Origin of the sequence: Microcoleus sp. B4-D4, assembly GCF_036705185.1 — a bacterium.
Taxonomy (GTDB): Bacteria; Cyanobacteriota; Cyanobacteriia; order Cyanobacteriales; family Microcoleaceae; genus Microcoleus.
Genome location: NZ_JAUBTX010000071.1, coordinates 1 through 26,392 on the forward strand (window position 1 = coordinate 1; position 26,392 = coordinate 26,392).

Consider the following 26,392-nt stretch of genomic DNA (forward strand, 5'->3'; position numbering starts at 1 on the left):
CATCCGTTACATCCGTTACATCCGTTACATCCCGTACATTGCTCGTTGCCGAACTTCCTTCTTCCTTCTTCCTTCTTCCTTCTCAAGTCAAAGTGCCGCCGCAGCTAGAACCTGAACCAGCCGTACAACCGTAACAATAAGCCGCAGTTTGCACCTCTGGAATCACATCTAAACTGCCAGATTCCAGCAATTTAGCAACAGTTATCTGTTCCCCGCTGCGAGTTTTAGCCGGCAGATTTTCCATTTGATTAAAATCGCAATCGTAGACATTGCCCAAATAGTCGATCGACAATTCATTGCGGCACATTAAATGAGCCACAGTACCGGGATTAAAATTATCCTCCAAAAACCCCAGATAAGGCTTGTGAAGTTTCTTATGTTCCAAATGAAACTTAGTCCGTCCCACAGGCAAATTAGTAATCGCGAACAAGTGATTAAAACAAATCCCAAAATTTTCAGCTAAATAAACTTGATAATCTCGCTGTAACTGGCCTTGTTCCGCTGTTAGCGAAAACTTATCTGTTGTCGGCACTTGCGGATTGTACACCAAATCCAGAATCAAATTTGGGTTTTTCCCGTATCCCAACTGATTCAGCTTTTGCAGCGCCAGAATCGAACTGTCAAAAACACCGCTACCGCGCATTTTGTCAACATTGTCAGCTTGGTAGCAGGGAAGCGATGCAACTATTCTGAGTTGTTGCTGCGCGCAATATTCAGGAATATCCTCAAAACCTTTTTCAAAGTAAATCGTTAAATTAGAACGAACAATTACCTCTTTACCTGTTGCCCTTGCTGCTTCTGCTAAGGGTTTAAAACCGTAAAGCATCTCGGGAGCGCCGCCAGTGAGGTCAACAGTTTGAATTTGAGGAAAGCGACGAATAATTTCAATTAATTGGTCGCAAATTTCCGGGGAAATTTCTTCTGTTCGTTTCGGGCTAGCTTCTACGTGACAGTGAGTGCAAGCGAGGTTGCAGCGTTTTCCGAGATTAATTTGTAAAACTGTAATCTGCTTTTTAGTTAAAGCTGAGTTTAGTTTGTTTTTGAAAGGCGTGATTGCTGTCTGAATCATGTGCTAAATTTTTCGGTCTGTGCTCGCAACGGATTGAGAGGCGATCGGCCGGAACGCCTCTCATAATTTAGCACTAATTCTTTGGATGCGACAGCGACAGGTTAAAAATCAGTCCGTTGATAATCGATCGCAACCCGCAACCCAAGGGTGATATTTTCGACATTAATCTGGTTTGAGAGAGTTAACTAATTTTGCAACTCGTGCTTTAATTTCATCTCTAACGCGGTGAAAAGTTTCGATAGGTTGTCCGTCGGGGTCATCGAGTTGCCAATCTTCAAATACTTCTCGCAATATCCACGCTTCGGGTAAATTTACGCCGCAGCCACACAGAGAAATTACTGCGTCGTAGTCTTCTGCATTGAATTCGCTTAGTGGGTTGGATGTTTGATCTGTGATGTCAATGCCGATTTCTGACATGACTTGAATTGCTGTCGGATGAACTCTGCTTGATTCTAAGCCGGAACTGCTGACAGCAATTTTGCCCTCTCCGATGGTTTTAGCGAATCCTTCTGCCATTTGCGATCGGCAGGAGTTTCTTTTGCAAACAAACATTACTTTTTTCATGGTTTTTGTTAGTTGTGAGTTGTGATTTGTGAGTTGTGATTTGTGAGTTGTTAGGGCCCCGGCGGTTAGAAACCGCGGCTACACAACCGAAGTCCACCTCCGTGGACTGAAGAGAAATTCTTGATTCTTCAACCCGCGCAGGCGGGTTTTGTTTTTGTAGCCGCGATTTCAATCGCCGGGTAATTCGATCGCCTGATGTTTCGATCGCCTTAATTAACTAGGGCGCGATTTGCAACGGCGATCGCCTCCTTAGCGGCTTGTTCCTTGCGTTCGCTGTGGCGATCGGTCAAATAGTCCGTTTGCTCCCGCAACAGCAAGGTAAACTTGTACAGTTCCTCCATCACGTCGATCGCGCGATCGCGGAAAGGCGAATCCTTCATCGTCCCATCCTCGTTAAACTCCTGATAAGCCTTCGCAACCGAAGACTGATTGGGAATCGTAAACATCCGCATCCAGCGGCCCAAAATTCTCAAAGTATTGACAGCATTAAAAGACTGAGAACCGCCGCTGACTTGCATCACCGCCAAAGTTCGACCTTGGGTGGGTCTGACAGCCCCAATACTTAAAGGAATCCAGTCAATTTGATTTTTCATAATGCCAGTAATATTGCCGTGCATTTCTGGACTAGACCACACTTGACCCTCCGACCACAAACTCAATTCCCGCAATTCCTGAACCTTCGGATGCGTATCGGGAACGCTGCCGTAAATCGGCAATTCTTGAGGATGAAAAAACCTAACTTCGACACCGAATCCCTCAATAATTCGAGCCGATTCTTCCGCTAATAAACGGCTGTAAGAACGCTCTCGCAAAGAGCCATATAAAAACAAAATTCTCGGTTTGTGTGTGAATTTTTCCATGATAGTTTTAATTGAAATCCCGAAATCCGTTAGATAGTTGTCGGTAAACAGCGACTGCTAACTGCGCGCCCCAAATCGGAGCAACCCAGTAAACCCAGTGGTGTTCCCAAAAGCCGCCAATTAACGCAGGCCCGAGCGATCGCGCCGGATTCATGCTCGCCCCGGTAATCGGCCCCATAAATGCAGCTTCTAAGCCTACAGTTAACCCAATTGCTATCCCAGCAAAGCCGATATGAGCGCGCCTGTCAAGTCCCGAACCCAGAATTACAAACATCAGGATAAAAGTCAGAACTGTTTCTAAAATTAGAGACTGCAACCAGTTGCCGTTAAGAGGGATAGTTGCACCGAGATTTGCCACTTTTCCTAAAGTAATTAACAGCAGCGCGGAAGCTGCGATCGCCCCCGCACACTGCGCCAAAACATAGGGCAAAACTTTGTATTTTGGGAAAAACCCGCTCGCCCAAAATCCTAACGTTACGGCTGGGTTAAAGTGCGCGCCGCTGATGTGTCCGATCGCGTAAATCATGGCACATACTACTGCACCAAATACAAAACTGACGCCTAAATGAGTTACGGAACCACCGCTAATTTGGTTAACCATCACAGCGCCGGTGCCTGCAAAAACCAAAATAAATGTACCTAGAAATTCGGCGATCGCCTCTCGCGTGCACTCCGGTGATAACAAGCTGCTTGCTGTCTTAGAAACTGTTTGAACATTGAGTCGAGCCGTGATAAATTTACCTCTCTTCTTAGATTTTAGTTACCAATCTAGATTAACAGCTAACAAGCTAAAACACTTGACAGATTCCCAATGATACCTAAAAAGTTGCCTGCTGCCTCAATAACTCCCCAATTGTCGAGTCAAGCTGAGCTTTGCCACCAAAAACTGTCCCCACCTTGCCATTGTAAAAGTGCTGATAAATTAGTTGATACCCTTGTGTGGGTAAAGGAATATAACCCACAGAACTCACTAAGGTCGGAGCTTTCTTCATGTAGAATTCTACAAATTTACGTAGTTCTACTTTATTTTGAGCCGAGTTGTAGTTGACATAGATAAATAAAGGTCGTGCCAGGGGGTTATATTGAGCTTTTTCTACAGTTTCGCGCGAGGGCAGCACTGCTCCTTTGCCCCTGTCAATAGCTACAGCTTTCAATTGACTTTGATTGTCTTCGTAATAGGCAAATCCAAAGTAACCCAAAGCATTTTCGTCTTTAATAACTCCTTGCACTAAAACTGTGTCGTCTTCACTAGCTGTATAGTCGGTGCGACTGGCTTTAGCAGTACCTACTATGGCCTCTGTGAAGTAGTCAAATGTACCGGAATCTTTGCCTGCACCGTAAAGGGTTATAGATCGATTTGGCCAATTGGGTCGAATCTGATTCCAGCGGGTAATTTTTCCTTGGGCGGCGGGTTCCCAAATCTTTTTCAATTCCTCTACAGTAACGTCTTTTGCCCAGTCATTTTTGGGATTGACTACTACTGTGAGCGCGTCAAATGCGACAGGTAATTCGTAGTAGCGGATGCCTGCTTTGTTGCAGGCTTCCATTTCCTCTGGGCGGATGGGTCGCGAGGCGTTGCTGATGTCAGTTTCGCCCGCACAAAACTTTTTAAATCCTCCACCAGTACCGGAGAATTCAACAGTAATTGATGCTTTTTGGGGATTGGTATTTTGATATTCTTTGGCGATCGCATCCGTAATTGGATAAACGGTGCTGGAACCGTCTATTTTAATGCTTTGCGATTCTGGCGACTGGACTTGTCCGCAGGAGTTGAGAAGCCCGATCGCACCTATGGTCAAAGCAATTATACTTAGTGCGAAAACCTGGGGCTTTTCTGCTGGGTTCATTGACCTCACCCAATGCCATAACTAAGGGGTACAGTCAAATCATATCAATAAAATTTGATATGTCAAGTATGAGAGAAGACAAATAGGTAATAAACATATTAATAAATGTTGATGGGTTAACCAGCGTCGGAACAGGGGCGCGCCGGCAGGATCTGGCTAAAGCGGCGGTACTCCGACAGGTACTGTTCCAGGGCGAGAAACTGAGCTAGATTGAGGCTGTAGTAAATCCAGCGGCCTTCTTGGCGGCTGCGGACTAAAGCTGCATCCTTCAAGGCTTTGAGGTGGAAAGAGAGTTTAGGCTGAGGGACAGAAAGCCGATCGCACAAATCGCACACGCACAACTCCTGTTCCCGCAGCAACTCCAAAATCTGAATCCGCAGGGGGTCAGAAAGAGCGTGAAAGCCTGCGGAGACAAGTTTTTCCGAAATCTCTCGCTGTGGAATGTGATCGGGTGCAGTCGTAGAATTTTTAAGCATCAATTATTTTGAAAACATCCATCCAACACATCATAGTTTCTCAAGCTTCATCCGATAAAATCGATGTATTCAGCATCGAGAGATCCTTCCGACTGGATATTACTTAGGATTTTGTACCCTTGCCGGCACATCTGTCAGTCCCGCTTTCTGCATCAGCGAAATCACCCCTACAGATAGAATTCCCCCAACAACTACCCCGACAACTATCAGGATGAGAAAGCCTTTTTGCAGAGTTTTTTTAGTAGCCGGGTGGTACTTGCTCGGCAACTCTTGACCTTGCTCGTCAAGTTCTTGATCCAAGGGGTCTAGCGGATTCGATGGATTTGAGTTAAAAGGATTGGGTGCTTGATTCATGGCTGGCTTTGGTTAAAGGATGTCAACAACTATTTTAACTTGCGATTTGCCCGATCGCCTTAGATAATACCTTCTGGTTTTACTCAAGAATCTATAAAATTTATTAAGATATCGATAATTTTAGCAACATTTTTGATAAAAAATTCCTCTTTATCAATCTCGCTCGCAATTCCTTCTAACTTAAAAAAAATTCCAGATACTCCCAGTTGTCAAAACTCCATAAATTGTCTGAATATCATGTTCGCGACGCTGGTTAAATATTTGTGCTGCCATGTTTCCCCCTGTGCACTCTCCTCAGCCGGATTGAATGTTGTCGTTTTTGGCTTCCACAAAGGCGCTGGCGATTCTATGACAAGCTGTTCTGGCGATCGGCTAATTAGAAAATCGCAATAACCGCTCAAACCCCTAGCAGCGTCTACATTGAATTCTCGACCTAAAAATAAACTCATCCGTTGCGGTAGCCTTTTTTTGATTTCAACTAATATTGGCGCGACAATTAGCTCTGAGCGAGCTTTCTCGGAATTAATTTCTAGCGCTAAAGGCAGATTGAATTGCAAAGTTTCTTGCAAAAAAGTGCTCGGTTCTATTTCGGGAATGTCGGCAAACAAGCCAACCGTTCTATTCAAGGTTATGCCAAAATTTGTCTTAATTTGTTCGACGCTAAATTGACTGTAGGGCATTTAACTCCCTCTCTCGAAAAATTAAGTGTTTTTAAGAAGATGACATTATATCACTTGAGGCGCTAAAATTTTGAAGCGGGGGTATTTATATACTTGGCTGCTTGTCCAATGCTTTCTGTCAAAGATAATTACTATGACGTTACGCGAACTTCAAGACCGAGCACTGAGGTTGTCTGCCGAGGAGCGATGGCAGTTAATTAATGCTTTGATGCGATCGCTCCAACCGAAACCCCGATCGAAGGTGAAGCCGAAGGGTTTAGCCGCGAGTTTAATTGGCATTGCGAAAACGGACGCGCCACCACCTACAGATGCCGAAGTAAAGGCAATGTTAGATGAGCGGTTAGTGCAAAAGTATCTCTGATGAAAGTTTTATTTGATACCAATGTTTTACTGGATGCAATGCTGGCCCGCGAACCTTTTGTAGCGGATGCTGCTTTTTTACTGAATGCAGTTGAATCGGGGCGAATTGAAGGGTTTATGTCGGCGACAACGGTTACGGATGTGCATTATTTGGTGGGACGACAAACCAAGAGTTCTGAAGCTGCGATAGCTGCTGTCACTCGACTGTTGGCATTAATGGAAATTTGTGCGGTGGATCGAGAGATTCTGGAGCAAGCGATCGGGCTGGGATTGCCGGATTTTGAAGATGCGGTGCAGATAGCGTGTGCGATCGAGTTAGAGTTAGAGGCGATCGTTACTCGGGATGTGAATGGATTCGCAGGGTCGCCGATTTCCGTTTTGTCGCCTCAAGAACTGAGAAATCGGTTTGACCTAGCAGAGGGCTGAATAAATTAGGCGATCGGTGTTTCATCGCCGCCTTAAAAGCGCCCAAATGAAACACTTACAACAAAAGTATCGGTATCTGTTATCCTTCTGCTTTGGAAAGGCGATCGAGAGAAATTGTTGCGGCTTGAGATACTTGAGAATTGCTGTCTTTTTCTAAGTATTTCAAAGCAGAGACACTTTTAACACTAGGCAAATTCCCCAAAGCTTCAGCCAGCCTCTGGCGGATCAGCCAATCTTCCGACTGAGCAAAATCGAGGATGCGATCGATCGCGCCAATGTCCTTAATTTCCCCCAAAGCCGAAATCGCCGCCTGCTGAATCACTACTTGCTCGCATTCGAGAGCTTTCAGCAGCACGTCGCGAGCTCGGGGATCTTTGAGATTTCCCAGAGAAACAGCAGCACTAAAGCGCACCAGCCATTCAGTATCTTCATAAAAAGCGCGCACCAAAGCCTCAAAAGCTCGGATATCTTCCAGATAGCCCAAAGCACCCGCAGCATCAGCCCGAATGCCGTAATCAGGTTCAGTTTCTAGTAATTTGACTAGAATGGGATAGCACTCAGGAGTCGGTTTGACTCCGAGAGCAAACACAGCCATCGATCGCACTTGCAAACTTCGATCGTTCAACACCTTTTTAATCAAAGGTACAGCCTCTGCTGCAGGGACGTTCCGCAAGTTAGCCAAAGCTACCATGCGATCGGCAGAATTTTCGCTTTCTAACTTGGCTGCAATTTGCTCTAAGCTTAAAGTTGTCATTATCGGTAAATCTTGTAGTAAAACTTTACATTCTGGTTATTTTGATTATAAGTGAGTCTCCGGTTAAAAGCAGGCAGTAAAAACCGCCCCCATTTGAAATTGTAAACCGATCGCACTATCGATCGAAAACTCGGATTAATGGAAATAATCAATTAGAAAGTCTATTATTAAAATCCCAAGCACAGGCTAGGTGTTTCTGGTGTTTCTGGTGTTTCTGTCATTCCCTAACGCTTTGCCGATATTTATACCAGTTTCCCCCAAAATGCAACTCGGTAGCCTGCGCTCCAAACCCTTATACAATCAATCATTTCCCATCCACAATCGAAAATGGTATTAGCCGCCCTCTGACAACCTGCCCCATCAATTATGTCCTTTTACCACCCACCCTTTTACTCCTCAGCATTAGAACAGGCGATCGACCGCTACCCGCTAACCGCCGTACCAGATACTTCCTTAGCAGCGGCGATCGCCCTGATGAGTCAGTTGGAGAATAGTTGTCCCCTAACCAAAACACCTTTACCCTCAGAACCGGGGGCGATGACCGAAGTCTCCCCGCCGGAACAGGTGCGGGCCTACTGCGTGCTCGTGGTGCAAGACCAGCAGACTATTACCACAGACAACTTATCCGACAACCCCAGCCGCGGGCTGTTACTGGGGATATTAACTCCCGCCGACTTAGTGAGGCCCATCGCTTCTGGCAAAATAGACACTCAGAAAAAAGGAGCCTCGCAGAAAATACCAATTTCCGACATCATGTCTCCGGTGTCGGTTGTCCTCAAAGCATCCGAGGATCAAGACGTGTTCGGCGCTTTATCCTTATTTCGCCAGCACAAAATTCGCTATTTGCCGATCGTCAATCAATTTCGCCACTTGGTAGGAGTGCTCACTAGGGAAAGAATTCGCCAAGTATTGCAGCCTTCAAACATTCTGAAATTGCGGCGGGTAGCAGAATTGATGACTACGCCAATTACAGCGCCTCACACCGCGTCGCTGCTGAGCATAGCCGAACTGATGTCAGAGCATCAAGTCAGTTGCGTAGTCATTACAACAAACAAAGAATTGACAATGGAGAAGCCCAAAGATGACTATACCTCCATTTTTCACTATTCCTTTCAGCAACCTCTGGGAATTATTACCGAATACGACATCGTGCAGGCACTGTTTCTCGAAGTAAATTTCGAGCAAACCCTAGCTCAAGAAGTCATGAGAACTCCCCTGCAGTTTCTGCAACCTTCCGATTCCCTGTGGACGGCGCACAAACAAATGCAGCAGCAACAAGTGCAGCGGTTGGTGGTGTGCGGAGGGCGCGGAGAACTATTGGGAATTATTACCCAAACTAACTTGCTCCGAGTCCTCGATCCGACAGAAATGTACCGAGTTGTCAAACAGTTGCAGCAGTCGGTTTATCAACTGCAAGCAGAAAAATTGGAACTGCTGCAAAGCCGCAATGCCAAATTGGAACAGCAGGTGCGCGAACGGACTGCTAAACTCCACGAACAGGTGCAGCGCGATCGGCTGCTAACTCAAATTTCCTTGCGGATTCACCAATCCTTAAACCTCGAAGAAATTCTTAACGCCAGCGTCGATGAAGTCCGGCAAGTTCTGCACGCCGACAGAGTAGCCATCGTGCGTTTGGAGTCGAAGGATTTGGGCATTGTCGTGGCAGAATCCGTTGCGTCCCAGTGGTCTTCGATCTTGGGAGAAATCATGCCAGATACAATGTGGCATGAATCTGCATTCGCGATCGAACAGGAAATATACGCCGTCCCCGACATCGAGCAAGCTAATTTGAATGCCGAAACATCTGCACGCTTGCAGCAAGCGCAAATCAAAGCTTATTTGATTGTACCAATTTTGCAAGACAGCAATTTGTGGGGCGTGATGTGCGTCCATCAGTGTTCTAAATCGCGGCAGTGGCAACCTTCGGAAGTGGATTTGCTGCTGCAACTGGCAACTCAAATTGCGATCGCCATTCAGCAAGCCCAACTCTACCAGCAAGTACAAAATCTCAACACCGACCTCGAACGCCAAGTCCAAGAACGCACCGCCCAATTGCAGCAAAAAGTGCAGGAACTCCAGCATTTAAACGTTCTCAAAGATGAATTTCTCAGCACAGTTTCTCACGAACTACGCACGCCTTTAGCTAATATGAAAATGGCTATTCATATGCTGAAAGTTTCTCCCACACCAGACCGACGGCAGATTTATTTAGAAATTTTAGAAACCGAATGTACTAGAGAAACCGATTTGATTAATGCTTTGCTCGATTTGCAGCGCCTCGAAGCAGCAGCTTGCCCGATCGATCTCGAACCAGTAAACTTAGAAGTCTGGCTACCTGCGATTATCGAGCCATTTTACACCCGCACCCAGAACCGCCACCAGCATTTGCGATTTGAGTGCGATTCTCACCTCCCCACGATCAGTTCCAACCGCGCTAGTTTGGGACGAATTTTAGCAGAAATCCTCAACAATGCCTGCAAATATACCGCCAATGACGGCGAAATCTCTCTCAAGGTTGAGTGCAAAAATGGATACTGGGAAGAGGTCGGAAGCGGAAAAAATTCTATCCCAGCAACTGATTTGACTTCCTTCATCCAATTTAAACTCAGCAATCAATCGTCCATTTCTATACAGGAATTGCCCCGAATTTTTGATAAATTTTATCGAGTTCCCAACGCTGACCCCTGGAAACAAGGAGGTACAGGCTTGGGTTTAGCTTTGGTGCAAAAACTTGTCGAACAGTTGCAGGGCAAAATTGACGTAGAAAGCAGCAATGGCTGGACTAATTTTACCGTAACATTTCCTATTGACCCCGATGAAAATTAGTCCGCCACCAGTCGATTTAAGCTTTGAGATTTACCTCATATCAATTCCGGTTGCACTCCTCATGATGTTAACTGTTAACAGTCAACAGTCAACAGTCAACAGTCAACAGTCAACAGCGAATTTACTATTCCGATGAAGAGAGGATTTGATATCACAAATTAATCTGGAAAATTTAACCAGAGTCTGAAAATCTGTAAACGTTGACTTTTTCGGAGTTTAGTCCTCATATCATGTCCGGTAGATTAATAACAAAAACGGTTGGTTCGTAGTGCGGACTAATGTGATATCGGTCAATCGACCGGAGATGATATCATCCATTTGAAGACTCAACTCCAAACGCTCAAACAAATCTGATGATTGTCGTCCTTTTCCGAGATGATATCACTCTTTTTTCGGAGCTAGTTTGCGGATGCCAGACTCTACTGGTATAAAATTTAAATATTCATTTTTATCTTCCAGAGCTAATGATTTAGATGCTTGATACTTCTTACCTTTGGTGGGATTATTGGAAACTGTACCCAAGCAGGGTATGCCAAAATTTTCTAATTGACTGAAAACTTTTTTGACTACAGAAAACTTGGTCTTGCGAAGTGCTACAACCATTAGCATTCCATCTGTGCGCGCCGCTAAATAATTCGCATCTTTACTGTCAACCAGCGGTGGCGTATCGTAGATAACTAAGTCAAATGTTGCGTGAAGTTCATCCATTAAATACTGCATCCCCGATGAAGCAAGCCGTCTAGCAACACCAGGAATAGGAAGACCTGCAGTTAATACAAAAAGATTATCTTCTAGATGCGATCGCTGGATAATTTCATTTGGTTGGTTTTTACTGTCGTCGAGCAAGTTGCTCAATCCCTTTAGATTAGGCAGTTCCAAGAGGAAGTGCAAGCTGGGCGAATGCAAATCGGCATCTACTAACAGCACTCGCTGGCCCGCCAGCGCTGCAACGTGAGCTAAGTTTAAAGCAACGGTAGATTTACCTTCGCCAACTGTAGCCGAACCAACTGCCAAAGATCCAATAGTTCGATTTGAAGAAAGAAAGCGAATATTAGTATAAAGAGAGTCAAAAGCTTCTATAAATTCCGAAGCAACTTTTTTATCCCCCTCTTTCTTTTCAAGATAAGTATAGGAATTAGCAATAGAAGGCGGAAATTTTTTAGCATTTTTGTCCCGAGGAACCACTCCCAATAAAGGTGCATCAAACGCATCTTTAACATCATCAGCAGAGTAGAAAATATTGCGGAACTTTTCAATCAGGATAGCCACTCCCACACCCAAAACTAGCCCCCCAACAATTGCCATAAAAAATTTGTTGGCATTTTTCGAGGGTACGGGAATATAATCGCCAGTCTTAGGATCTTGCGGTATCCGGGGCTCAGAAATTACTTCCCAAGGTACTTGGCTTTGAGCTGCTTGGACGCGCAGAGTTTCTCGCTGAGTTAAAAGTTGATCGCGGGTGCGGGCGGCTATGTCTAATTGCTGTTGCAGTTCGTTGTAGCGACGAGCTATACTGGGAAATTCTCTTGCTTGTCGGCTCAAATCATTTTTTGTTTGGGCGATCGCCTGACTGCGAGCTTCTAAAACTTGAACTTGGTTAGCAGTATCAACCAATTGTTTGATCAAGCCTATGCGAATCGAATTTTGAAAATTCTGAACTTTAGCATTGGCTTCAGGGCCTACTAAATTTTGCCCCAAAATTCGCTCAGTTTGCTGGTTGAGCAAAGCTACTAAATTTGCCCGCTTGCGCTCTAAAGCTTCCACTATCGGGTTAGCAGATTTAAAACGAGCTGTTTCTACAGCAATCTGACCTTCTACTTCCTTAACCTTGGTCAGCAACTCTTTATATTGAGGTTCTTCGCTTAAAGCTGAAGCGGCAATAGCTTCATTTGGTGTAAAATCTAATTGCTTTTGCAAGTTAGCGTACAGCGTTTTCTGTTCCCGCAACAGCCTTTGAGTTTCTAACTCTAAAGTTTCTACGGTGCGAACTTGCTCGATCAATTGCGCGCCTTGTTCTTTAGGATCTGTAATTTTTTGCTGCTGCTGTATCACCTGCAAATCCGACTTCAGGTCATTTACGCGCTTGCTAAGTCCCGGAAGCTGGTTTTCAATAAACTTAACTCCTTCACCAATGCGACTCTTGCGTTCGTCAAGGCTGTACTTTAAATATTTCTTTTTAGTTTCTTGTAAAACAAACTTAATTTCTTCAGGTTCCTGGCCCATGAAACTAACTTCTAAAATTTTAGTTTGCGTCAGCTCATTCTCTCCGAGGCGCAAAACGAGTAATCCTTTTTTAAGAAGTTCCTCAGTCATTTTTGGATATTTTTTTTGGACTTGTTTCGTAATAGCCGATAGCATCTCAGGACTCTGGAGAATTTGCAGTTGAGTTGCGTAGTCCAAACTAAAAAAATCTCGACTGGGCACTCCCCCACCCTCGCTGCGATTGGCTAGAGCAGCGGGGTCAGCAATTCTTGCCTCCGTTGTCACGGGTTCCACAAGCAGCCGAAAATTGCCTTGATATGTTTTCTTGCTTTGCTTGATCTGAAAATAAATTCCACCGCCTGCTAGAGAGACAATCCCAAGGATGACTAGGGCTTTGCGCCCGAGAGTCCTAAACAACGGGTTGAGATTCAATCCTTTTTGAGGCTGCGCGCCTAACTCTTCTCCCTCGTCAACGGAAAATTGCTGCACCTGTCTGCTCTGGTTGCTAATGGGTACGAGATGAGCGTCCTGTTCTTTTTCCATGTTGACCTCTTTCATATTTTTTTGGTAAAATCAGCTCTGTTGTGCGACCCTTATGGTTGATACTTTCACCATTGACTTCAGGATATCACAGGAGATTATTGGTTTGTCAGTTCTAGTTCCCGCTAATAATTCTCACTACTTTCACATCATATACAAAAATAACTAAATTCCTATGTTTTGCCTGCTGCAAAAGTTTTTTTACTAATTGCTTGAGAGTTGTATCCGACTGTATTGTTGTCTGCTGTGTTGTGCTTATCTTCTGGGTTTCTGGGTGGCTGTACCCACTTTTTAGGATGTCGCTGAGATCGCCTCTAGCGCGATAACTTTACCAAAATTTTACAATTTGCCCTCACACCTCAGCAGCCGATCGCGCTGCTATTGCCTTCTCCTCTATTCTGCCACTTTTCTGTCAGGCATCAACTGTAGCATCTGTTAAATTATACGCTAATTGACCGACTAAAAAGTTGGCCATTTTGCAGATAGATATAATTAGCAGCCTTCAGCAGATTTTTTGAACTGTAACTAATCGAATCAATTTCCGAAAAAAATCTGTCTTTTATTTTAATAATAAACTTTTTGACGAGCTGGATGACTGCTTAAATCGCTCGACTTATTTGTCGGGATAAGTATATCACATACTACTCTAAATAGTGCCGTACATACATAAAAATTAATAACTGGCCAGTTCAAAGTCGATCGACATCTCGAAAAGCTCAAACTTGTGGGTGTTTGTATCGGGGCAAAGCGCGATCGAGAATGTGATGTTTTTGCTTAGAAAAATTAGGTTATAGGGCAATACCGTTTACTTAAGTCGGCTCTCCTGATTTTGTGGTGATAAACAAACCGCATATCCTTACTCCGAGGGCATCACAGAATCGCGAACAGTTGTGCTTGATACCATATACACCATAAACCCAGGAGAGCCCTTAAGTCAACGTAGGGTGCGTCGCCCTGAACAACTCTCGCCCTGGAGCGCCAGATTAAACGAGCGACGCACCCTACAACTTATAACTGCTTCCCAGGCTCTGGGAAAAGAACCCATATTTAGAGTATCTGCCTCCGCACAAGATTAGGGAGGCAGAGCCTGGTAACGAGTAGAAAACTCCAATTAGTCAGAGCCAAGAAAGAGTTTGCAATTGATGGGAAGATAGCTATAGATATCACCCAGATTAGCTGTTGGTAGTTGTTACTTTTTGAGTTTACTCATTCCACTTAGCTGAATCTTTGCTTAGCGCTCCTGTGCTTTCTTTTCTCGAAGCTGCAACAAAATTGCTGCATGAACTTCGCGGGTAATTGGATAAAAATATGTGAGAATCATGCCGCAAATTAAAGCAATTGTGGGCAGGGGGCCGATCGCGACTCGAATCGCAAACAGCGCAGAATCCGGCTGTATTGGAGCAGCCTGTCCCTGAACTGTGGCCAGAAATCCAGCTTGTTCTAATGCTTGTCCTACAAACCACAAGCCCAATGCCAAACCAATTTTTTGCAGCAACACCATAAACGAATAGAACACGCCTTCACGTCTTTCTCCTGTTTGGAGTTCGTCGAGTTCAATCACATCCGGTATCATCGACCAAGGTATGAGATAAGCAGTGGAAACTCCAACCCCGGCCATCACTGCTAACAAATACATCTGGACTACTTGTCCCGGTTGCAGGAAAAACAGTCCGGCTTGTGCGATAATCCACAAACTCATGCCCATAAAATAAACAGCTTTTTTGCCGTATCGCTCGCTGACTTTACTCCAAACAAATAACATGGCGAGTGCCGTGCCTTGAACGGCGATCGCAGTTTGGGTAAAAGTTGCTGGCGGCAACTTCATCCAGTTGATGACAAAATAGGGCAAAATAGAAGCAGTTAATTGCACGCCCAGCCAAGAACAGAGATAAATTCCAATTACGTATAAAAAAGGACGATTGTTAAATGCAATCCGCAACTGTTCTTTCAGCGGCAAGGAAGTTGAACTGTCCTCTACTGGATGTTCTTGCAATTGAGATAAAACGTGTTTTCGGGTTCCCAAAAAGCACCAGTACAAAGGCAACACTGAAATCACTGCACAAAGTGCGCCTAATACTAAGTATTTTTGGATGTCATCTTTAACTATTGCAAAGATAATTTGCGCTATAATTAGCGACAAAATGCTGCCGCCGATGGAGAAAGAAAACCGAAAACTGTTAAGGCTAGTGCGTTCGTTGTAGTCTTGGGTTAATTCTGGAGTGAGGGCGGTGTAAGGCAGGTTAACGGCGGTGTAGGCGGTGTTAAATAAAATGCCGATCGCCACATAGTACCAAAACAGTATCGTAGGATCTTTGCTGGGAACAATCCACTGCAAAAAGAAGAAGATGCCGAAAGGAATTGCGCCGTAAACTATCCAAGGATAGCGGCGGCCCCAGCGATGAGATGTGCGATCGCTCAAAACCCCCACAATCGGGTCATTTATGGCATCCCAAACCTTGCCGATTAACAAAATATTGCTAGCAGTACCCGCAGCCAAACCTGCTACGTTAGTAAAGAAAAACAGCAGGAAAAATACCAGAACATTCGCCGTAATTGCCGGCCCTAGGTCGCCGGCACCGTAAGCTAATTTTGTTGAGAAACTGAGTTTTTTTGTTTCAGGGTTGTTGGCTGCTGCTTCAGGCGGGGAAGTGTTGCTCATAAACTTTTGTTTCGGGATTTTTGGGCAGTCGCAGTCTTTGCAGTAGGAGTATAACTCACGCTATGCCGCAATACTAAGTTTTTTTGGGCGATCGGGATGATTCTGAATAATGCGTAATTGATAGTCGATCAACAAATGCTTCCCAAGTATAATCGCTGATTCGTCAATATCTTTTGCATCGAGCAAGTAAAGCATTTTTGCTATGTTGCAAATAGCGTTTATTTGTATTGGCGGTGTTGTGCCCAGTTCGCTGACACCGACACCGCACTATTGGAGGCAGATGCCGAAACGGAACAGCTACAGCATTTTTTGTGATTTTTTGTTCGCTGTTTGCCGTTTTGTTGCGAAATGTTTTGGTTTTTACATGAGTTGTTAATCCGATAATATGTATGCTCTTACTACCACATTGGGGTAAAATACTCCCTTGATAATGGAACCGCGAAGACGCAAAGAACGCGAAGAAAAGAGGAAAGAGAAGAGTCAGAAGATCGAGGGGATGACAAACTCAGATTTGGTATTAAATCCTCAACCCGGTTTGTAGGTCGAATCAGAGTTTTAGCGATCGACCTACGAAAAAACTGGGATCGGTCAGGCAAGGGGGCGCAATTTTTGTGCTACAAATTTTGTTGAATTGTGTCGCAACATTCAGCAACTGTTGCTCTTTTTTCCATTGTTTCAACTAGGGCTTCGTAAGCTGATTTATGGTTTTCGAGTAGGTTTTTGGCTCGCATGGAAGCTAAGTTTTGTTTGAGTTGAATTTCGGAATTGGGACGGCGCAGTTGTGTGAGGATGGCGCGGATTTTTGTGCGATCTTCTACGCCGCCTTGTGCGCTGCCATAAACAATTTTTTCGGCTACTATTCCGGCCATCCACACTGTACAATATTGGTCTAAAATTTGGGATGAAAGAGTGCCACTTTGGAGTTGAGATGCTAGTTGTTCGTCTTCAAATCGGACGCCGCCTTGGGCTGTTTGACCTTGTTTGAAGGCTTCAATAGCGCTGAGGGCGTAGCTGCTTACGGGAATTCCTAACAGGTGGGCGACTAGGAAGTGCCCGGCTTCGTGGTGGAGGATGCGATCGCGCTTTTGTTTGGAACTTCCCCCAAGCAAATCTACTAAAATTGTACCCCCTTGACCTTGCCACTGGAAAGTGTCGAGGGTGGCTAGCCCTAATAGGCAAAAAGTGGCGATCGCAGGTACGGCTTCTGGCAAGTTGAATAAAGGGCCCAATATTATGGAAACGGTGATGGCGAAGATCGAAATAGCGATAATATTCAAAGAAGTGTCTTTCATAATTGGGAATTGGTAATGGGGAATTGGTAATGGGTAATTTGTAATAGGAAATTGGCCAAACAGGGCATCGGCCAAACAGGGCATCGGCCAAACAGGGCATCGGCCAAACAGGGCATCGGTTGAATTATTTTTTTTCCTTCTTTCTTCAGAAAGGCGAAAAGTTACATCAGCCCGATCGCTTACCGGCCGGGACTTCCGAAAAAAACATACCATCTTCTAGTTTGACTGAAAATTGCCGATCGTCCGCCACCTATATTAAAAAGATATTAAAATAAATCAAAGTAAAGTAAAAGTGTTAGTGGAATCCTTCATGTCAGTTTTGGCAGCGATCGCAGTTTTAGGTATCTTGATTGTCGTTCACGAACTCGGCCACTTCTTGGCGGCGAGACTTCAACACATTCACGTCAACCGCTTCTCTATCGGTTTCGGCCCCATCTTGTGGAAGTACCAAGGCCCGGAAACAGAATACGCCATCCGCGCCTTTCCCCTGGGAGGTTTCGTGGGTTTCCCGGATGACGATCCAGAAAGCAATATTCCCCCCAATGACCCGAATTTGCTGCGAAATCGCCCCGTACTCGATCGGGCGATCGTAATTAGCGCCGGGGTGATTGCCAACTTGATTTTTGCTTACTTCCTGCTGGTGGTGCAATTGACCACTGTCGGCGCAGCATCCATGAACTACCTACCGGGAGTTAAAGTCCCGGAAGTCGCAGCAGAAGTAAGTTCGGCCGCCTTCCAAGCGGGAATTCGATCGGGCGACATTGTTCTGTCCGTTGACGGCAAGGAATTGGGCGCTTCCCGCGAAGCAATCAAATCTTTAGTCTCAGCAATCCAAGATCATCCCAACCAACCCCTAGCGTTAGAAATTCAGCGTGCAGAACAAAAATTTCTGGTGACAGTCACTCCCGAAAAGTCCCCCGACGGTAAAGGCCGCATTGGCGTGCAGCTAACTTCTAACGGAACTGTGGTGCGGGATCGGGCGGGAATTTTAGATGCGTTTAGCATGGCGGCGACTGAATTTGAGCGGATTGTAGTGCTGACTGTGGAAGGTTTCGGGCAGTTAGTTACCAATTTCGGTCAAACCGCAAAACAGTTGTCCGGGCCCGTGGCAATTGTGGCGGCCGGTGCAGGGATTGCGCGATCGGATGCAGCGAATTTGTTTCAGTTTGCCGTGTTAATTAGCATCAATTTGGCTGTGATTAATATCTTGCCTTTACCTGCTTTGGATGGCGGTCAGCTAGCTTTTTTGTTAATAGAAGGACTGCGGGGCAAGCCTTTGCCAAACCGCATTCAGGAAAATGTGATGCAGACTGGTTTGATGCTGTTGCTAGGTTTGGGAATTTTCTTGATTGTTCGCGATACTGCTAATTTGGCAGGCATCGATTTGATGCGAAATCTTCGACAGCAGTAGTCATTGGTCGTCAGTCATCAATCATTAGTCAGCAGTCATTAGTCATTACAACGCTGATGACTGTTGAATAATATAAAATAACCAGTAAATTAGGGGAAAACAGCAATGATTAAACAACTGCAATCTCCCGAAAAATATCAGATTATCTACCCAGATGATAATGGCGAACCAATGTCTGACAATACCGAACAGTTTAGATTAATTGTGTGGATTAAAGAAAATTTAGAACTGTTATTTGCGAGCGTGGTTGATGTTTTTGTTGCGGGAAATTTACTGTGGTATCCAGTAGAAGGAAATAACAAAATTTCTCAAGCGCCAGATGTGATGGTAGCCTTCGGAAGACCGAAAGGTTATCGAGGCTCCTACCAGCAGTGGAACGAAGATCACATTGTGCCGCAAGTCGCCTTTGAAATTTGGTCGCCGGGAAATCGCCTGAGTCCGATGCTGCAAAAATTGAGATTTTATGAACAATACGGCGTAGAAGAATATTATTTGTACGATCCAGCAAATCTGGATTTAACTATATGGGAGCGTCGAGAGGAACGATTAGAACCAATCGAAGAAGTGAACGGCTGGGTAAGTCCCAGAATGGGAGTGCGGTTTCAGCTATCAGAAACTGAACTACAAATATTCAGGCCTGATGGCACACCGTTTGTGAGTTTTGTGGAACTCGCTCAACTTCGAGAGCAAGCAGAATCAAGGGCCGAACAAGAACGGCAAAGGGCCGAACAAGAACGGCAAAGGGCCGAACAGGCAGAAACTATGCTGGAACAAGAACGATCGCGCTCGCAAGCTCTAGAAGCGAGACTCCGAGACATGGGAATCGACCTCAGCCAGTTGTAAATGACTAATATTAACTTCGATCCATTGACCGCAATCAGTAAGATTCGTAGTGCCTCCTAGTGTCCGCACTACAAACCGTTTTTGATATGAATAACAAATAACAACTAACAAACAACAACTAACGAATAACGAATAACAACTAACAAATAACAAATAACAAATGACTAAAAAGTTAAGTTTAAAACAACGATCGCTCGAAATTCTGATTCGCCTCAAACGCCTGTATCCAGAAGCTCCTTGCACTCTCAACTACGAAACTCCGGTGCAGTTGTTGGTGGCGACGATTCTCTCGGCTCAGTGTACGGATGAGCGAGTAAATCTGGTAACGCCCGCCTTGTTTGAGCGTTTCCCCGATGCGGAGGCTTTGGGAAATGCTGATTTAGATGAATTGGAGCGTCTGGTGCGATCGACTGGTTTTTACCGAAATAAGTCTAAAAATATTAAAGCTGCTTGTTGGGCGATCGTCAACAAATTCAACAATCAAGTACCGCAGCAAATGGAACTGCTGCTAGAATTGCCCGGAGTTGCCCGCAAAACAGCTAATGTCGTTCTCGCTCACGCTTTTGGTATTCATATGGGCGTGACAGTAGACACCCACGTCAAGCGTTTGAGTCAACGATTGGGATTGACCGAACATACCGATCCAATTCGGATCGAGCGGGATTTGATGCTATTGTTGCCGCAGCCGGATTGGGAAAATTGGTCGATTCGGTTAGTTTATCACGGTCGGGCGGTTTGTAATGCAAGAAAGCCGATTTGCAATATTTGCGAACTTGCAGATTTGTGCCCTTCTGCTAATAGTTAGATGTTGCACTATTTTCAGGAACAAGCAAGATGCCTGTGGTTAAAAATATTGTCAACAAAAAAAGTAATTTAAATAAAAGCGATCCGAAATGACCAAAATATAGTAAAATAGTTGATCGTGATTTATCTAAGGATATAAACTGAGTTATGGCTAAAAAGAGCATGATCGAGCGCGAAAGAAAGCGCCAAGCACTCGTAGACAAGTACGCTGACAAGCGCGCTGACCTGAAAGACCAGTTCGACCAAGCTGCGAATCAGATGGACAAAATGGCGATTCACCGGGAACTTCAACAGCTACCCCGCAGCAGTTCGCGGACTCGCTTGCGGAACCGTTGCTGGGCAACAGGACGGCCCAGAGGTTACTATCGCGACTTCGGACTGTCTCGCAACGTGATGCGAGAAATGGCTCACGAAGGTCTTTTGCCCGGTGTTGTGAAGTCTAGCTGGTAGCAGAAAGAACGAAGTTCGGCAACGGATTTCGTATTTCGTAACGGATTTAATGGATAGAAGAAAGAAGGGTTTAGTTATCGTCGCGAGAGAGGGAAGAAATAAGAAGGAATGAAGAAAAACTTATGAATAATCGGCAAGATTATATTTTAGGGTTAATTTTTGTTTCAGACTTTCTTCCTTCTTCCTTCTTCCTTCTTCCTTCTTCCTTCTTCCTTCTTCCTTCCTTCTTCCTTCACTGGCCACAGCATTTATCGATACCGAGACTTTCGAGTAATAAGTCGCTGACGGCATTGGCGATCGCAAATTCGCCGTAAAAGCTTTTAGAAAAATCATAGGCCTGCATTTCGGTGACGATCGCAATTACGAGGCTGCCCACGTCGTTTTCGCCTTCCATACGCTGGCGGACATAGATTTGGGCAGCTCTTTTAGCTATTTGCTGGTTGGCAGCTTCTGGGATAAACTCGGAGTCTAGCCATGCGAGCAGCGTTTGTTGGAGCCACTGACCTTCTTGTTCGGGGTTTTGGGCGGGCGGTAAGGTAATAGGTTCGATGGTTTCAGACATGATTATTCCTAATTGCTAATGTTGACTTGGAAAAGTTAGCGGACAAATGACAACTGATAAATATATGCAATATGATATACCGTCAATTATACAGGGATACGCGCAAGGCTACTTCTTGATGGCAAATGACGGCGAGGAGAGTTTGGGGTGGTATTCGAGCCGTCAGCGGGCGCTGATACCGCTAGATGAAAGATTTACCTATCCGCGATCGCTGAGCCGCCAACTCAATCAAAATCGGTTTTCAGTGGCTGTAAATCGCGATTTTGGGGCGGTGGTTGAGGGTTGTGCCGATCGCGAAACGACCTGGATTTCTAAGGAACTCAAGCAGATTTACTGGGGTTTGTATGAAGCCGGTTGGGCTTACAGCTTCGAGACTTGGTGCGGCGACGAATTGGCGGGTGGTATTCTCGGATTGTCGATCGGCGGTGCGTTTATTGGGGAATCGATGTTTTACCGAATTCCCGAGGGTTCTAAGGTGGCGATGGTGAAGTTGGTGGAGAGATTGCGCGATCGATCTTATCTACTTTTTGACGCTCAAATGAACAATCCCCACTTGGAAAGATTCGGCGCTTATACTGTTAAGGAAAAACTGTACAACACTCTTTTGCAAGAAGCTTTGAAGCGCCGCTGCTCGTTATTTTAACTAACATAGGATTTACGCATGGGAGCTCACAAACCGGGTGTTTTCCACAAACATTGCATCTGAGCCTTTAACTGATGAAAAACCCGCTTATGAAGGTTGGTAGGGAGTCCAGAAACCGGGTGTTTTCCCGAAAACGCTGCATCTGAGCCTTTAACCTGGTTAAAAACCCGGTTTCTTTGATATTTATGCCTAAGCCCTAGAAATATACACAGCGTGTCCTTAGCCATAGCTCAAATTTTCAGCCGCGGTATAATGTTGAATATTAAAGGCGATCGAGCAAAAAGCAATGATAGAAACAGTCATCACGATTTTGGAGTGGGTGGTGCCACCTATTTTGACGGGATTGGGAATAGCAACTTTAGAGGACTACGTTAAAGATTTTTTTAAAGACTGGATTAAAGATGTTGAAGGACTTGCAAAAAAGCCCTTCGCTAAAGATGCTGTTCGCGATGCCCTGAAAGACTTTCGCATATTTTTAGAGCAGGAATTAGAGCGATCGGGTTTAGATAAAAAACAGATTCAGCAATATCTGCAACCTTTAAAACAACAATTTATCGAACAACCTCCAGTGCTGCAAGTTTTGGGAAGTGCGTTTCAAGGGAATTGTCGGGTTTTAGATACTGCTATCTTCTTAGATCAGTCTTGGCAAACTTTGACATTACAACATCCGGTGCGACGGAATTTGCCCACGTTCACTCGGATCGTACCTTCTAATCTTTTTAAGGATCAACCAACTCCCTCGCTGCCCCATGCGTTTAGTTGGGAACGAGTGACCGAAAAATATCTGGCAAGTGTTAAATTAATTAGACAGCAAAATGCGGAACTACGAGAATTTCTCGACAGTCAGAACATTGATAGCATAAATCAATCTCTCGAAGCAATTGCTCCGATTCCGGTTGGGTTTGAGCTAGAAAAGTATCAAGAAGGACTGCGACAACAATATGAATATTTGGATTTAGCTAATTTACATATTACGGGTGAACAGTACGAACGACTGACAGTTAAAGAAATATTTATTCCCCAAAATGCGCGATCGTGTCAAGAATATTTGCCGAAAGATTATGAATTACCAAAGGAGATTCAAAAGCTATTGCGGGAACGGGGAGACATTGCCACCGAAGTCCGTCCCGAAGATTTGGAACGCTACCAGCAAGCTTACACTCAACAGCAAACTCGCTCAGTTTTGGAAGTAATTGATGATGTCAATTACCCTTATCTAGTCATTCTCGGCGATCCGGGTTCCGGCAAATCAACCCTCTTAAAATACCTGGCGCTTCAGTGGGCCAAACTGTCTCCAAATCAGTTGTCATCTCAACCCATTCACTTACTGATTGAATTGCGAAAGTACAATCGCAGTAGAGATGAAAAAGAGTGCAATAATTTTCTAGAATTTATGGAGCGCGGTTCTAGTTGGATCGGGCATTTAAACAAATCTATTTTGCACGAATGGCTGCAAGCTGGCCGCGCTGTCGTCATGTTTGACGGGCTAGATGAAGTCTTTGAGGTGCAAAAACGCAATCGTATTGTTGACCAAATTCATAACTTCACTCAAACCTATCCAACGGTGAAAGTGATTGTCACTTCTCGCGTGATTGGCTACCAGCAGCAACGGCTAAAAAATGCTGAATTTCATCACTTCATGCTGCAAGATTTTGAACTGGAACAGATTAAAGAATTTATCCAGAAGTGGCACGATTTGACGTTTACAGACAGATACAAAAAAGCTGCAAGTTTAGAAAGATTGGACAAAGCAATTTCGGAATCGAGGGCGATTCTAGAATTAGCCGGAAATCCGCTGTTGCTGACGATGATGGCAATTCTCAATCGCAATCAGGAGTTACCACGCTTTCGAGCTAAACTCTATGAAGAAGCCTCAAAAGTGCTGCTGCATAAATGGGATTTTGAGGTTAAGGAAAAGTTAGGTCATAATAAAATAGATCCTTATTTAATTGATGAAGAAACCAAACAAAGTATCTGCGGGCGAATTGCCTACAAAATGCAGTCGAGTGGTAAAGGATTAGCCGGAAATATTATCAGTCGCGATGATTTGCGACAGACTATTACTGAATCTTTGAGCGGGTTGATGGGAGCTGAGGCAACTACTTGTGCTAAGTTGATAGTAGACCAACTGCGGGAACGCAATTTTATTTTGTGCTTCTTGGGTGGATACAATGAGGATTATTTTGCTTTTGTCCATCGCACGTTTTTGGAATATTTTTGTGCTTGGGAGTTAGTGCGGCAATTTGAAAAACAAAAAACCCTTGATTTAGATGGATTGATTGAAGTTTATCGGGAACACTGGCCAGATGAGTCTTGGCATGAAGTGTTACGTTTACTGGCGGGAATGCTGGATGCTAAATTTACAAGTGACATTCTGGAATATTTGATTGGTGAAGATGGGGAAGCGGAAAATTTTAGCAATCTGTTTTTGGCGGCGCAGGGTGTTTCAGAAGTCAAGAATAGAAATGATATTGCTGTTATTGCTAGTCAATTGCGCGATCGAGTTAAAGAGTTAACTAAATACGGAAATATCACTGGTTCTAAACCTCTAGGATATTACCAACGAGTTTATCAAATTAACAGACCAGCAGTAGCAGCAGTTGCAGCCACTTGGAAAGATGACCCAGAAACCTTACCTTGGCTCAAACAACTGGCTCACTCAGACGATGATGGGGATGTGCGAATTGCAGCAGTACAAGAATTAGCAGGGGGGTGGAAAGATGACCCAGAATTATTTGAGTTATTGTGCGACGTTGCTATCAATGACCCCTTCGATCATCGCGGCAAGAGCCGTTGGCGTAACCCGCGGCAAACAGCTCTTGCAGCTATGATTGAGTTATATCCCGATCGCCCTCAAACTTTAGAAATCCTCCGCGATCGCGCTCAGAACGAGTCTGACGAATTTTCCCGCGAATTTGCCCAGAAAGAATTGGCAAAATTAGAGCGCCAATGAGCGATCGATCTTATTTGCGATCGCCTTTTCTGCATTAACATCAACCTCATCAACCTGTAAACTTTCATTCCGCCGCCAAAACTCATCCAGCAACTGAAAAAAATACTCAAATCCCTCCTTTTCGTCTACTGAATAAAGCATGATAATTTTCGCCCAAGAATTCACCGACTGTACATTAAAGCGTTTCTGCAACCAAGGCTGAAACTCCCCATAAAACTCATTTTCCTGTTCACTTGGCTCAATCCCAAATTCTCGCCTAGCTGTTTTATAGCCAGCCAAAAACACAAACAAATCGCTAACTGAACATTTCCCAATGTACATCCCCGGTCTAGCTTTTATTTTTTCGATAATATCAAATAATCCACTCATTTTGACCTCTGATTTTAACCAACAGTTCTATTTTACAAATTTTCTATTTCTTCTACAACAAATTGGTCGCTCGGAGAGTGAAAATCCTTAACCCACTCTTCTTTTGACATTCCATCTGTTGAGAGATTATCAAACACTAGACCTCGAACTTCAACCCCGTAATGTTTGCCGTTAACTGTAATCGATTCTGTAATTCCCTGACTTTCTAGACGTTCGCTGATGATATAATCCTCATCCTGATACTTTGTTCTCAGTCTGAGAATCTTTCCCTGAATCCCTTGTTGTTCTAGCCATTCCATAACAGCAGTAGCACAGCGATCGCATTCAAGAATTTTAAATTGACTGACTATATTTCCAATCTCTCGATAAATCTCTAAACTTGACAAATAGCTCATCTCTTTACCAAGAGCTTAGACAAATAGACATCTCCAACAATTCCCGTGGGGTAGACATCTTGCCTCCCCTTGACTGGCTATTCACTAGATGTCTAATAATATAATACTCTAGCATAAAATAGCGAGCGATCGCTTTTGATGTGATATAAATAAAAAAAGGAAAAACAAAATTATGACTGTAGCCACTAAAATACCCCAAGCCTACGCCGAAATAGTTAAGTTCTTGGCCGCCGGCACAACTCCCGAAAGAATTATCAACTTTCAACTATCCGAAGAAGCCAAAGAACATATCGCTGACCTAATTTATCAACATAACAATTGATTGAGTGAGATATCTTAACTTTTGAAAAGCTTAAAATAGTTATCATAAATAGTATAATTAAGCTGAGATACTTCTCGGAGACAACCACAATGCAAGTCACAACCGAAGAAATTATTTATCCATGCAGCGACGGTCAACCGATGGCAGATAGCACAATTCAATACAAATTAATTGTCACAATCAAAGAAGGTTGCGAGTCGCTGTTGAAAGATGACCCTAACGTTTTTGTAGCAGCCGATTTACTCTGGTATCCCGTTGAGGGAAGAATAGATATTTCTCAAGCACCTGATACGATGGTGGTATTTGGCAGGCCAAAGGGCGATCGCCGTTCCTACCTACAATTTGGCGAAGATAATATCCCTCCCCAAGTCGTCTTTGAGATTCGCTCCCACAACGACAGCAATACAAAAATGCACAAAAAACTTTCATTTTACAATCGCTATGGATTTGAGGAATATTACCTTTACGACCCCGAAATCAATGAGTTGGAAGGTTGGCAAAGAATTGAAGGAAGCTTAGAACCAATTGAACCGATGGAAGGATGGATAAGTCCGAGACTGGGAGTGCGGTTTGAGTTGCCAGAATCAGGGTTAGAAATTTATAAACCTGATGGAGAAAAGTTTCTTTCCCCTTCCGAAATGAATGCAGAGCGACTATAGCAATCCTAAATCATTTTCTATGTATAGGTGTACTGATAGATTTTGGGGAAATCAAATTTATGTTCCTTTGTG

At 44.3% G+C, this 26,392-nt stretch carries 27 protein-coding genes and 1 pseudogene; 11 read left to right on the forward strand and 17 right to left on the reverse strand.

The window, feature by feature from the left end:
* Positions 1–82 precede the first annotated feature (82 nt).
* The 8 genes from arsS to QUB13_RS28705 form a co-directional block, all read right to left on the reverse strand.
* Positions 83–1,069: an arsenosugar biosynthesis radical SAM (seleno)protein ArsS gene (gene arsS / locus QUB13_RS28670; protein ID WP_333388043.1), complete on the reverse strand. Its 987-nt coding sequence runs from the start codon at positions 1,067–1,069 to the stop codon at positions 83–85.
* A gap of 162 nt (positions 1,070–1,231) precedes the next feature.
* Positions 1,232–1,633: an arsenate reductase, glutathione/glutaredoxin type gene (gene arsC, locus QUB13_RS28675; protein WP_333388045.1), complete on the reverse strand. Its 402-nt coding sequence runs from the start codon at positions 1,631–1,633 to the stop codon at positions 1,232–1,234.
* 209 nt (positions 1,634–1,842) lie between these two features.
* Positions 1,843–2,493: an arsenical resistance protein ArsH gene (gene arsH / locus QUB13_RS28680; protein WP_333388047.1), complete on the reverse strand. Its 651-nt coding sequence runs from the start codon at positions 2,491–2,493 to the stop codon at positions 1,843–1,845.
* 7 nt (positions 2,494–2,500) lie between these two features.
* Positions 2,501–3,178: an MIP/aquaporin family protein gene (locus QUB13_RS28685; RefSeq protein ID WP_333388051.1), complete on the reverse strand. Its 678-nt coding sequence runs from the start codon at positions 3,176–3,178 to the stop codon at positions 2,501–2,503.
* Positions 3,179–3,311: 133 nt separating this feature from the next.
* Positions 3,312–4,340 (reverse strand): PstS family phosphate ABC transporter substrate-binding protein, encoded by a 1,029-nt coding sequence (locus QUB13_RS28690; RefSeq protein ID WP_333388055.1) that lies wholly within the window; start codon positions 4,338–4,340, stop codon positions 3,312–3,314.
* A gap of 116 nt (positions 4,341–4,456) precedes the next feature.
* Positions 4,457–4,816, reverse strand: coding sequence for an ArsR/SmtB family transcription factor (locus QUB13_RS28695; RefSeq protein ID WP_333388058.1), 360 nt, complete (start codon positions 4,814–4,816; stop codon positions 4,457–4,459).
* Positions 4,817–4,915: 99 nt separating this feature from the next.
* The gene (locus QUB13_RS28700) at positions 4,916–5,170 is read right to left on the reverse strand and encodes a hypothetical protein (RefSeq protein WP_333388062.1); all 255 of its coding nucleotides are present in this window, start codon (positions 5,168–5,170) and stop codon (positions 4,916–4,918) included.
* A gap of 209 nt (positions 5,171–5,379) precedes the next feature.
* A complete protein-coding gene (locus tag QUB13_RS28705) occupies positions 5,380–5,850 on the reverse strand; it encodes a hypothetical protein (RefSeq protein ID WP_333388065.1) in 471 nt (156 codons plus the stop codon).
* A gap of 133 nt (positions 5,851–5,983) precedes the next feature.
* Between QUB13_RS28705 and QUB13_RS28710 the strand changes: the two genes are divergently transcribed.
* Positions 5,984–6,211, forward strand: a complete 228-nt coding sequence (locus tag QUB13_RS28710; RefSeq protein WP_194067282.1) for a hypothetical protein — start codon at positions 5,984–5,986, stop codon at positions 6,209–6,211.
* Positions 6,211–6,636 carry a PIN domain-containing protein gene (locus tag QUB13_RS28715; protein WP_333388068.1) on the forward strand — a complete coding sequence of 142 codons (426 nt, stop codon included), beginning with the start codon at positions 6,211–6,213 and terminating at the stop codon, positions 6,634–6,636. The genes QUB13_RS28710 and QUB13_RS28715 overlap by 1 nt, the downstream gene beginning before the upstream one ends.
* Before the next feature lie 79 nt (positions 6,637–6,715).
* Here QUB13_RS28715 and QUB13_RS28720 read toward each other — a convergent pair whose 3' ends face one another.
* Positions 6,716–7,390 carry a HEAT repeat domain-containing protein gene (locus tag QUB13_RS28720; RefSeq protein WP_333388071.1) on the reverse strand — a complete coding sequence of 225 codons (675 nt, stop codon included), beginning with the start codon at positions 7,388–7,390 and terminating at the stop codon, positions 6,716–6,718.
* Positions 7,391–7,756: 366 nt separating this feature from the next.
* Here QUB13_RS28720 and QUB13_RS28725 point away from each other — a divergent pair, with 366 nt between their 5' ends.
* Positions 7,757–10,216 (forward strand): CBS domain-containing protein, encoded by a 2,460-nt coding sequence (locus QUB13_RS28725; protein WP_333388074.1) that lies wholly within the window; start codon positions 7,757–7,759, stop codon positions 10,214–10,216.
* 381 nt (positions 10,217–10,597) lie between these two features.
* On the opposite strand, the gene QUB13_RS28730 is transcribed toward QUB13_RS28725, so the two are convergent.
* The 4 genes from QUB13_RS28730 to QUB13_RS28745 form a co-directional block, all read right to left on the reverse strand.
* On the reverse strand, positions 10,598–12,976 hold the full coding sequence (locus QUB13_RS28730) for a GumC family protein (protein ID WP_333388076.1): 2,379 nt from the start codon (positions 12,974–12,976) through the stop codon (positions 10,598–10,600).
* A 1,213-nt stretch (positions 12,977–14,189) separates the two neighbouring features.
* Positions 14,190–15,617, reverse strand: coding sequence for an MFS transporter (locus QUB13_RS28735; protein WP_333388079.1), 1,428 nt, complete (start codon positions 15,615–15,617; stop codon positions 14,190–14,192).
* 60 nt (positions 15,618–15,677) lie between these two features.
* The gene (locus QUB13_RS28740) at positions 15,678–15,812 is read right to left on the reverse strand and encodes a hypothetical protein (RefSeq protein WP_333388081.1); all 135 of its coding nucleotides are present in this window, start codon (positions 15,810–15,812) and stop codon (positions 15,678–15,680) included.
* Between the two features lie 419 nt (positions 15,813–16,231).
* Positions 16,232–16,909: an ATP-dependent Zn protease gene (locus QUB13_RS28745; RefSeq protein ID WP_333388105.1), complete on the reverse strand. Its 678-nt coding sequence runs from the start codon at positions 16,907–16,909 to the stop codon at positions 16,232–16,234.
* Between the two features lie 310 nt (positions 16,910–17,219).
* On the opposite strand from QUB13_RS28745, the gene rseP reads away from it, so the two are divergent.
* From rseP to rpsN, 4 genes are all read left to right on the forward strand, one after another.
* The gene (gene rseP, locus QUB13_RS28750; RefSeq protein ID WP_333388083.1) at positions 17,220–18,320 is read left to right on the forward strand and encodes an RIP metalloprotease RseP; all 1,101 of its coding nucleotides are present in this window, start codon (positions 17,220–17,222) and stop codon (positions 18,318–18,320) included.
* 105 nt (positions 18,321–18,425) lie between these two features.
* Positions 18,426–19,163, forward strand: a complete 738-nt coding sequence (locus tag QUB13_RS28755; protein ID WP_333388086.1) for a Uma2 family endonuclease — start codon at positions 18,426–18,428, stop codon at positions 19,161–19,163.
* A 160-nt stretch (positions 19,164–19,323) separates the two neighbouring features.
* Positions 19,324–19,968 carry an endonuclease III gene (nth, locus tag QUB13_RS28760; protein ID WP_333087159.1) on the forward strand — a complete coding sequence of 215 codons (645 nt, stop codon included), beginning with the start codon at positions 19,324–19,326 and terminating at the stop codon, positions 19,966–19,968.
* Between the two features lie 146 nt (positions 19,969–20,114).
* Entirely contained in the window at positions 20,115–20,417 is a 303-nt protein-coding gene (gene rpsN / locus QUB13_RS28765; protein ID WP_333087158.1) for a 30S ribosomal protein S14, read from the forward strand.
* A 120-nt stretch (positions 20,418–20,537) separates the two neighbouring features.
* Here the strand turns inward: rpsN and QUB13_RS28770 are convergent, their stop codons facing one another.
* Both QUB13_RS28770 and QUB13_RS28775 read right to left on the reverse strand, forming a co-directional pair.
* The gene (locus QUB13_RS28770) at positions 20,538–20,660 is read right to left on the reverse strand and encodes a hypothetical protein (protein ID WP_333388090.1); all 123 of its coding nucleotides are present in this window, start codon (positions 20,658–20,660) and stop codon (positions 20,538–20,540) included.
* Complete coding sequence (locus tag QUB13_RS28775) at positions 20,650–20,979, reverse strand: hypothetical protein (protein ID WP_194008669.1); 330 nt, start codon at positions 20,977–20,979, stop codon at positions 20,650–20,652. Before QUB13_RS28775 ends, QUB13_RS28770 begins: the two co-directional genes overlap by 11 nt.
* A gap of 64 nt (positions 20,980–21,043) precedes the next feature.
* Between QUB13_RS28775 and aat the strand changes: the two genes are divergently transcribed.
* Positions 21,044–21,622, forward strand: coding sequence for a leucyl/phenylalanyl-tRNA--protein transferase (aat, locus tag QUB13_RS28780; protein WP_333388108.1), 579 nt, complete (start codon positions 21,044–21,046; stop codon positions 21,620–21,622).
* 286 nt (positions 21,623–21,908) lie between these two features.
* Complete coding sequence (locus QUB13_RS28785) at positions 21,909–24,575, forward strand: NACHT domain-containing protein (RefSeq protein WP_333388093.1); 2,667 nt, start codon at positions 21,909–21,911, stop codon at positions 24,573–24,575.
* Here QUB13_RS28785 and QUB13_RS28790 read toward each other — a convergent pair.
* Together QUB13_RS28790 and QUB13_RS28795 are read right to left on the reverse strand one after the other, a co-directional pair.
* Complete coding sequence (locus tag QUB13_RS28790; RefSeq protein WP_333388096.1) at positions 24,561–24,944, reverse strand: hypothetical protein; 384 nt, start codon at positions 24,942–24,944, stop codon at positions 24,561–24,563. The genes QUB13_RS28785 and QUB13_RS28790 overlap by 15 nt on opposite strands.
* A 32-nt stretch (positions 24,945–24,976) precedes the next feature.
* The gene (locus QUB13_RS28795) at positions 24,977–25,339 is read right to left on the reverse strand and encodes a papain fold toxin domain-containing protein (protein WP_333388099.1); all 363 of its coding nucleotides are present in this window, start codon (positions 25,337–25,339) and stop codon (positions 24,977–24,979) included.
* Between the two features lie 172 nt (positions 25,340–25,511).
* Between QUB13_RS28795 and QUB13_RS28800 the strand changes: the two genes are divergently transcribed.
* Positions 25,512–25,661: a hypothetical protein gene (locus QUB13_RS28800; protein ID WP_333388102.1), complete on the forward strand. Its 150-nt coding sequence runs from the start codon at positions 25,512–25,514 to the stop codon at positions 25,659–25,661.
* 89 nt (positions 25,662–25,750) lie between these two features.
* Positions 25,751–26,314, forward strand: a pseudogene (locus tag QUB13_RS28805) (Uma2 family endonuclease); the annotation flags it as partial.
* Positions 26,315–26,392 lie beyond the last annotated feature (78 nt).

Excerpts from the sequence above, each read along its gene's own strand:
- arsS (WP_333388043.1), bottom strand. The coding sequence starts at position 1,069 with ATGATTCAGACAGCAATCACGCCTTTCAAAAACAAACTAAACTCAGCT.
- arsC (WP_333388045.1), bottom strand. The coding sequence starts at position 1,633 with ATGAAAAAAGTAATGTTTGTTTGCAAAAGAAACTCCTGCCGATCGCAA.
- arsH (WP_333388047.1), bottom strand. The coding sequence starts at position 2,493 with ATGGAAAAATTCACACACAAACCGAGAATTTTGTTTTTATATGGCTCT.
- QUB13_RS28690 (WP_333388055.1), bottom strand. The coding sequence starts at position 4,340 with ATGAACCCAGCAGAAAAGCCCCAGGTTTTCGCACTAAGTATAATTGCT.
- QUB13_RS28695 (WP_333388058.1), bottom strand. The coding sequence starts at position 4,816 with ATGCTTAAAAATTCTACGACTGCACCCGATCACATTCCACAGCGAGAG.
- QUB13_RS28700 (WP_333388062.1), bottom strand. The coding sequence starts at position 5,170 with ATGAATCAAGCACCCAATCCTTTTAACTCAAATCCATCGAATCCGCTA.
- QUB13_RS28705 (WP_333388065.1), bottom strand. The coding sequence starts at position 5,850 with ATGCCCTACAGTCAATTTAGCGTCGAACAAATTAAGACAAATTTTGGC.
- QUB13_RS28710 (WP_194067282.1), top strand. The coding sequence starts at position 5,984 with ATGACGTTACGCGAACTTCAAGACCGAGCACTGAGGTTGTCTGCCGAG.
- QUB13_RS28715 (WP_333388068.1), top strand. The coding sequence starts at position 6,211 with ATGAAAGTTTTATTTGATACCAATGTTTTACTGGATGCAATGCTGGCC.
- QUB13_RS28720 (WP_333388071.1), bottom strand. The coding sequence starts at position 7,390 with ATGACAACTTTAAGCTTAGAGCAAATTGCAGCCAAGTTAGAAAGCGAA.
- QUB13_RS28725 (WP_333388074.1), top strand. The coding sequence starts at position 7,757 with ATGTCCTTTTACCACCCACCCTTTTACTCCTCAGCATTAGAACAGGCG.
- QUB13_RS28730 (WP_333388076.1), bottom strand. The coding sequence starts at position 12,976 with ATGAAAGAGGTCAACATGGAAAAAGAACAGGACGCTCATCTCGTACCC.
- QUB13_RS28735 (WP_333388079.1), bottom strand. The coding sequence starts at position 15,617 with ATGAGCAACACTTCCCCGCCTGAAGCAGCAGCCAACAACCCTGAAACA.
- QUB13_RS28740 (WP_333388081.1), bottom strand. The coding sequence starts at position 15,812 with ATGCTTTACTTGCTCGATGCAAAAGATATTGACGAATCAGCGATTATA.
- QUB13_RS28745 (WP_333388105.1), bottom strand. The coding sequence starts at position 16,909 with ATGAAAGACACTTCTTTGAATATTATCGCTATTTCGATCTTCGCCATC.
- rseP (WP_333388083.1), top strand. The coding sequence starts at position 17,220 with ATGTCAGTTTTGGCAGCGATCGCAGTTTTAGGTATCTTGATTGTCGTT.
- QUB13_RS28755 (WP_333388086.1), top strand. The coding sequence starts at position 18,426 with ATGATTAAACAACTGCAATCTCCCGAAAAATATCAGATTATCTACCCA.
- nth (WP_333087159.1), top strand. The coding sequence starts at position 19,324 with ATGACTAAAAAGTTAAGTTTAAAACAACGATCGCTCGAAATTCTGATT.
- rpsN (WP_333087158.1), top strand. The coding sequence starts at position 20,115 with ATGGCTAAAAAGAGCATGATCGAGCGCGAAAGAAAGCGCCAAGCACTC.
- QUB13_RS28775 (WP_194008669.1), bottom strand. The coding sequence starts at position 20,979 with ATGTCTGAAACCATCGAACCTATTACCTTACCGCCCGCCCAAAACCCC.
- aat (WP_333388108.1), top strand. The coding sequence starts at position 21,044 with ATGCAATATGATATACCGTCAATTATACAGGGATACGCGCAAGGCTAC.
- QUB13_RS28785 (WP_333388093.1), top strand. The coding sequence starts at position 21,909 with ATGATAGAAACAGTCATCACGATTTTGGAGTGGGTGGTGCCACCTATT.
- QUB13_RS28790 (WP_333388096.1), bottom strand. The coding sequence starts at position 24,944 with ATGAGTGGATTATTTGATATTATCGAAAAAATAAAAGCTAGACCGGGG.
- QUB13_RS28795 (WP_333388099.1), bottom strand. The coding sequence starts at position 25,339 with ATGAGCTATTTGTCAAGTTTAGAGATTTATCGAGAGATTGGAAATATA.
- QUB13_RS28800 (WP_333388102.1), top strand. The coding sequence starts at position 25,512 with ATGACTGTAGCCACTAAAATACCCCAAGCCTACGCCGAAATAGTTAAG.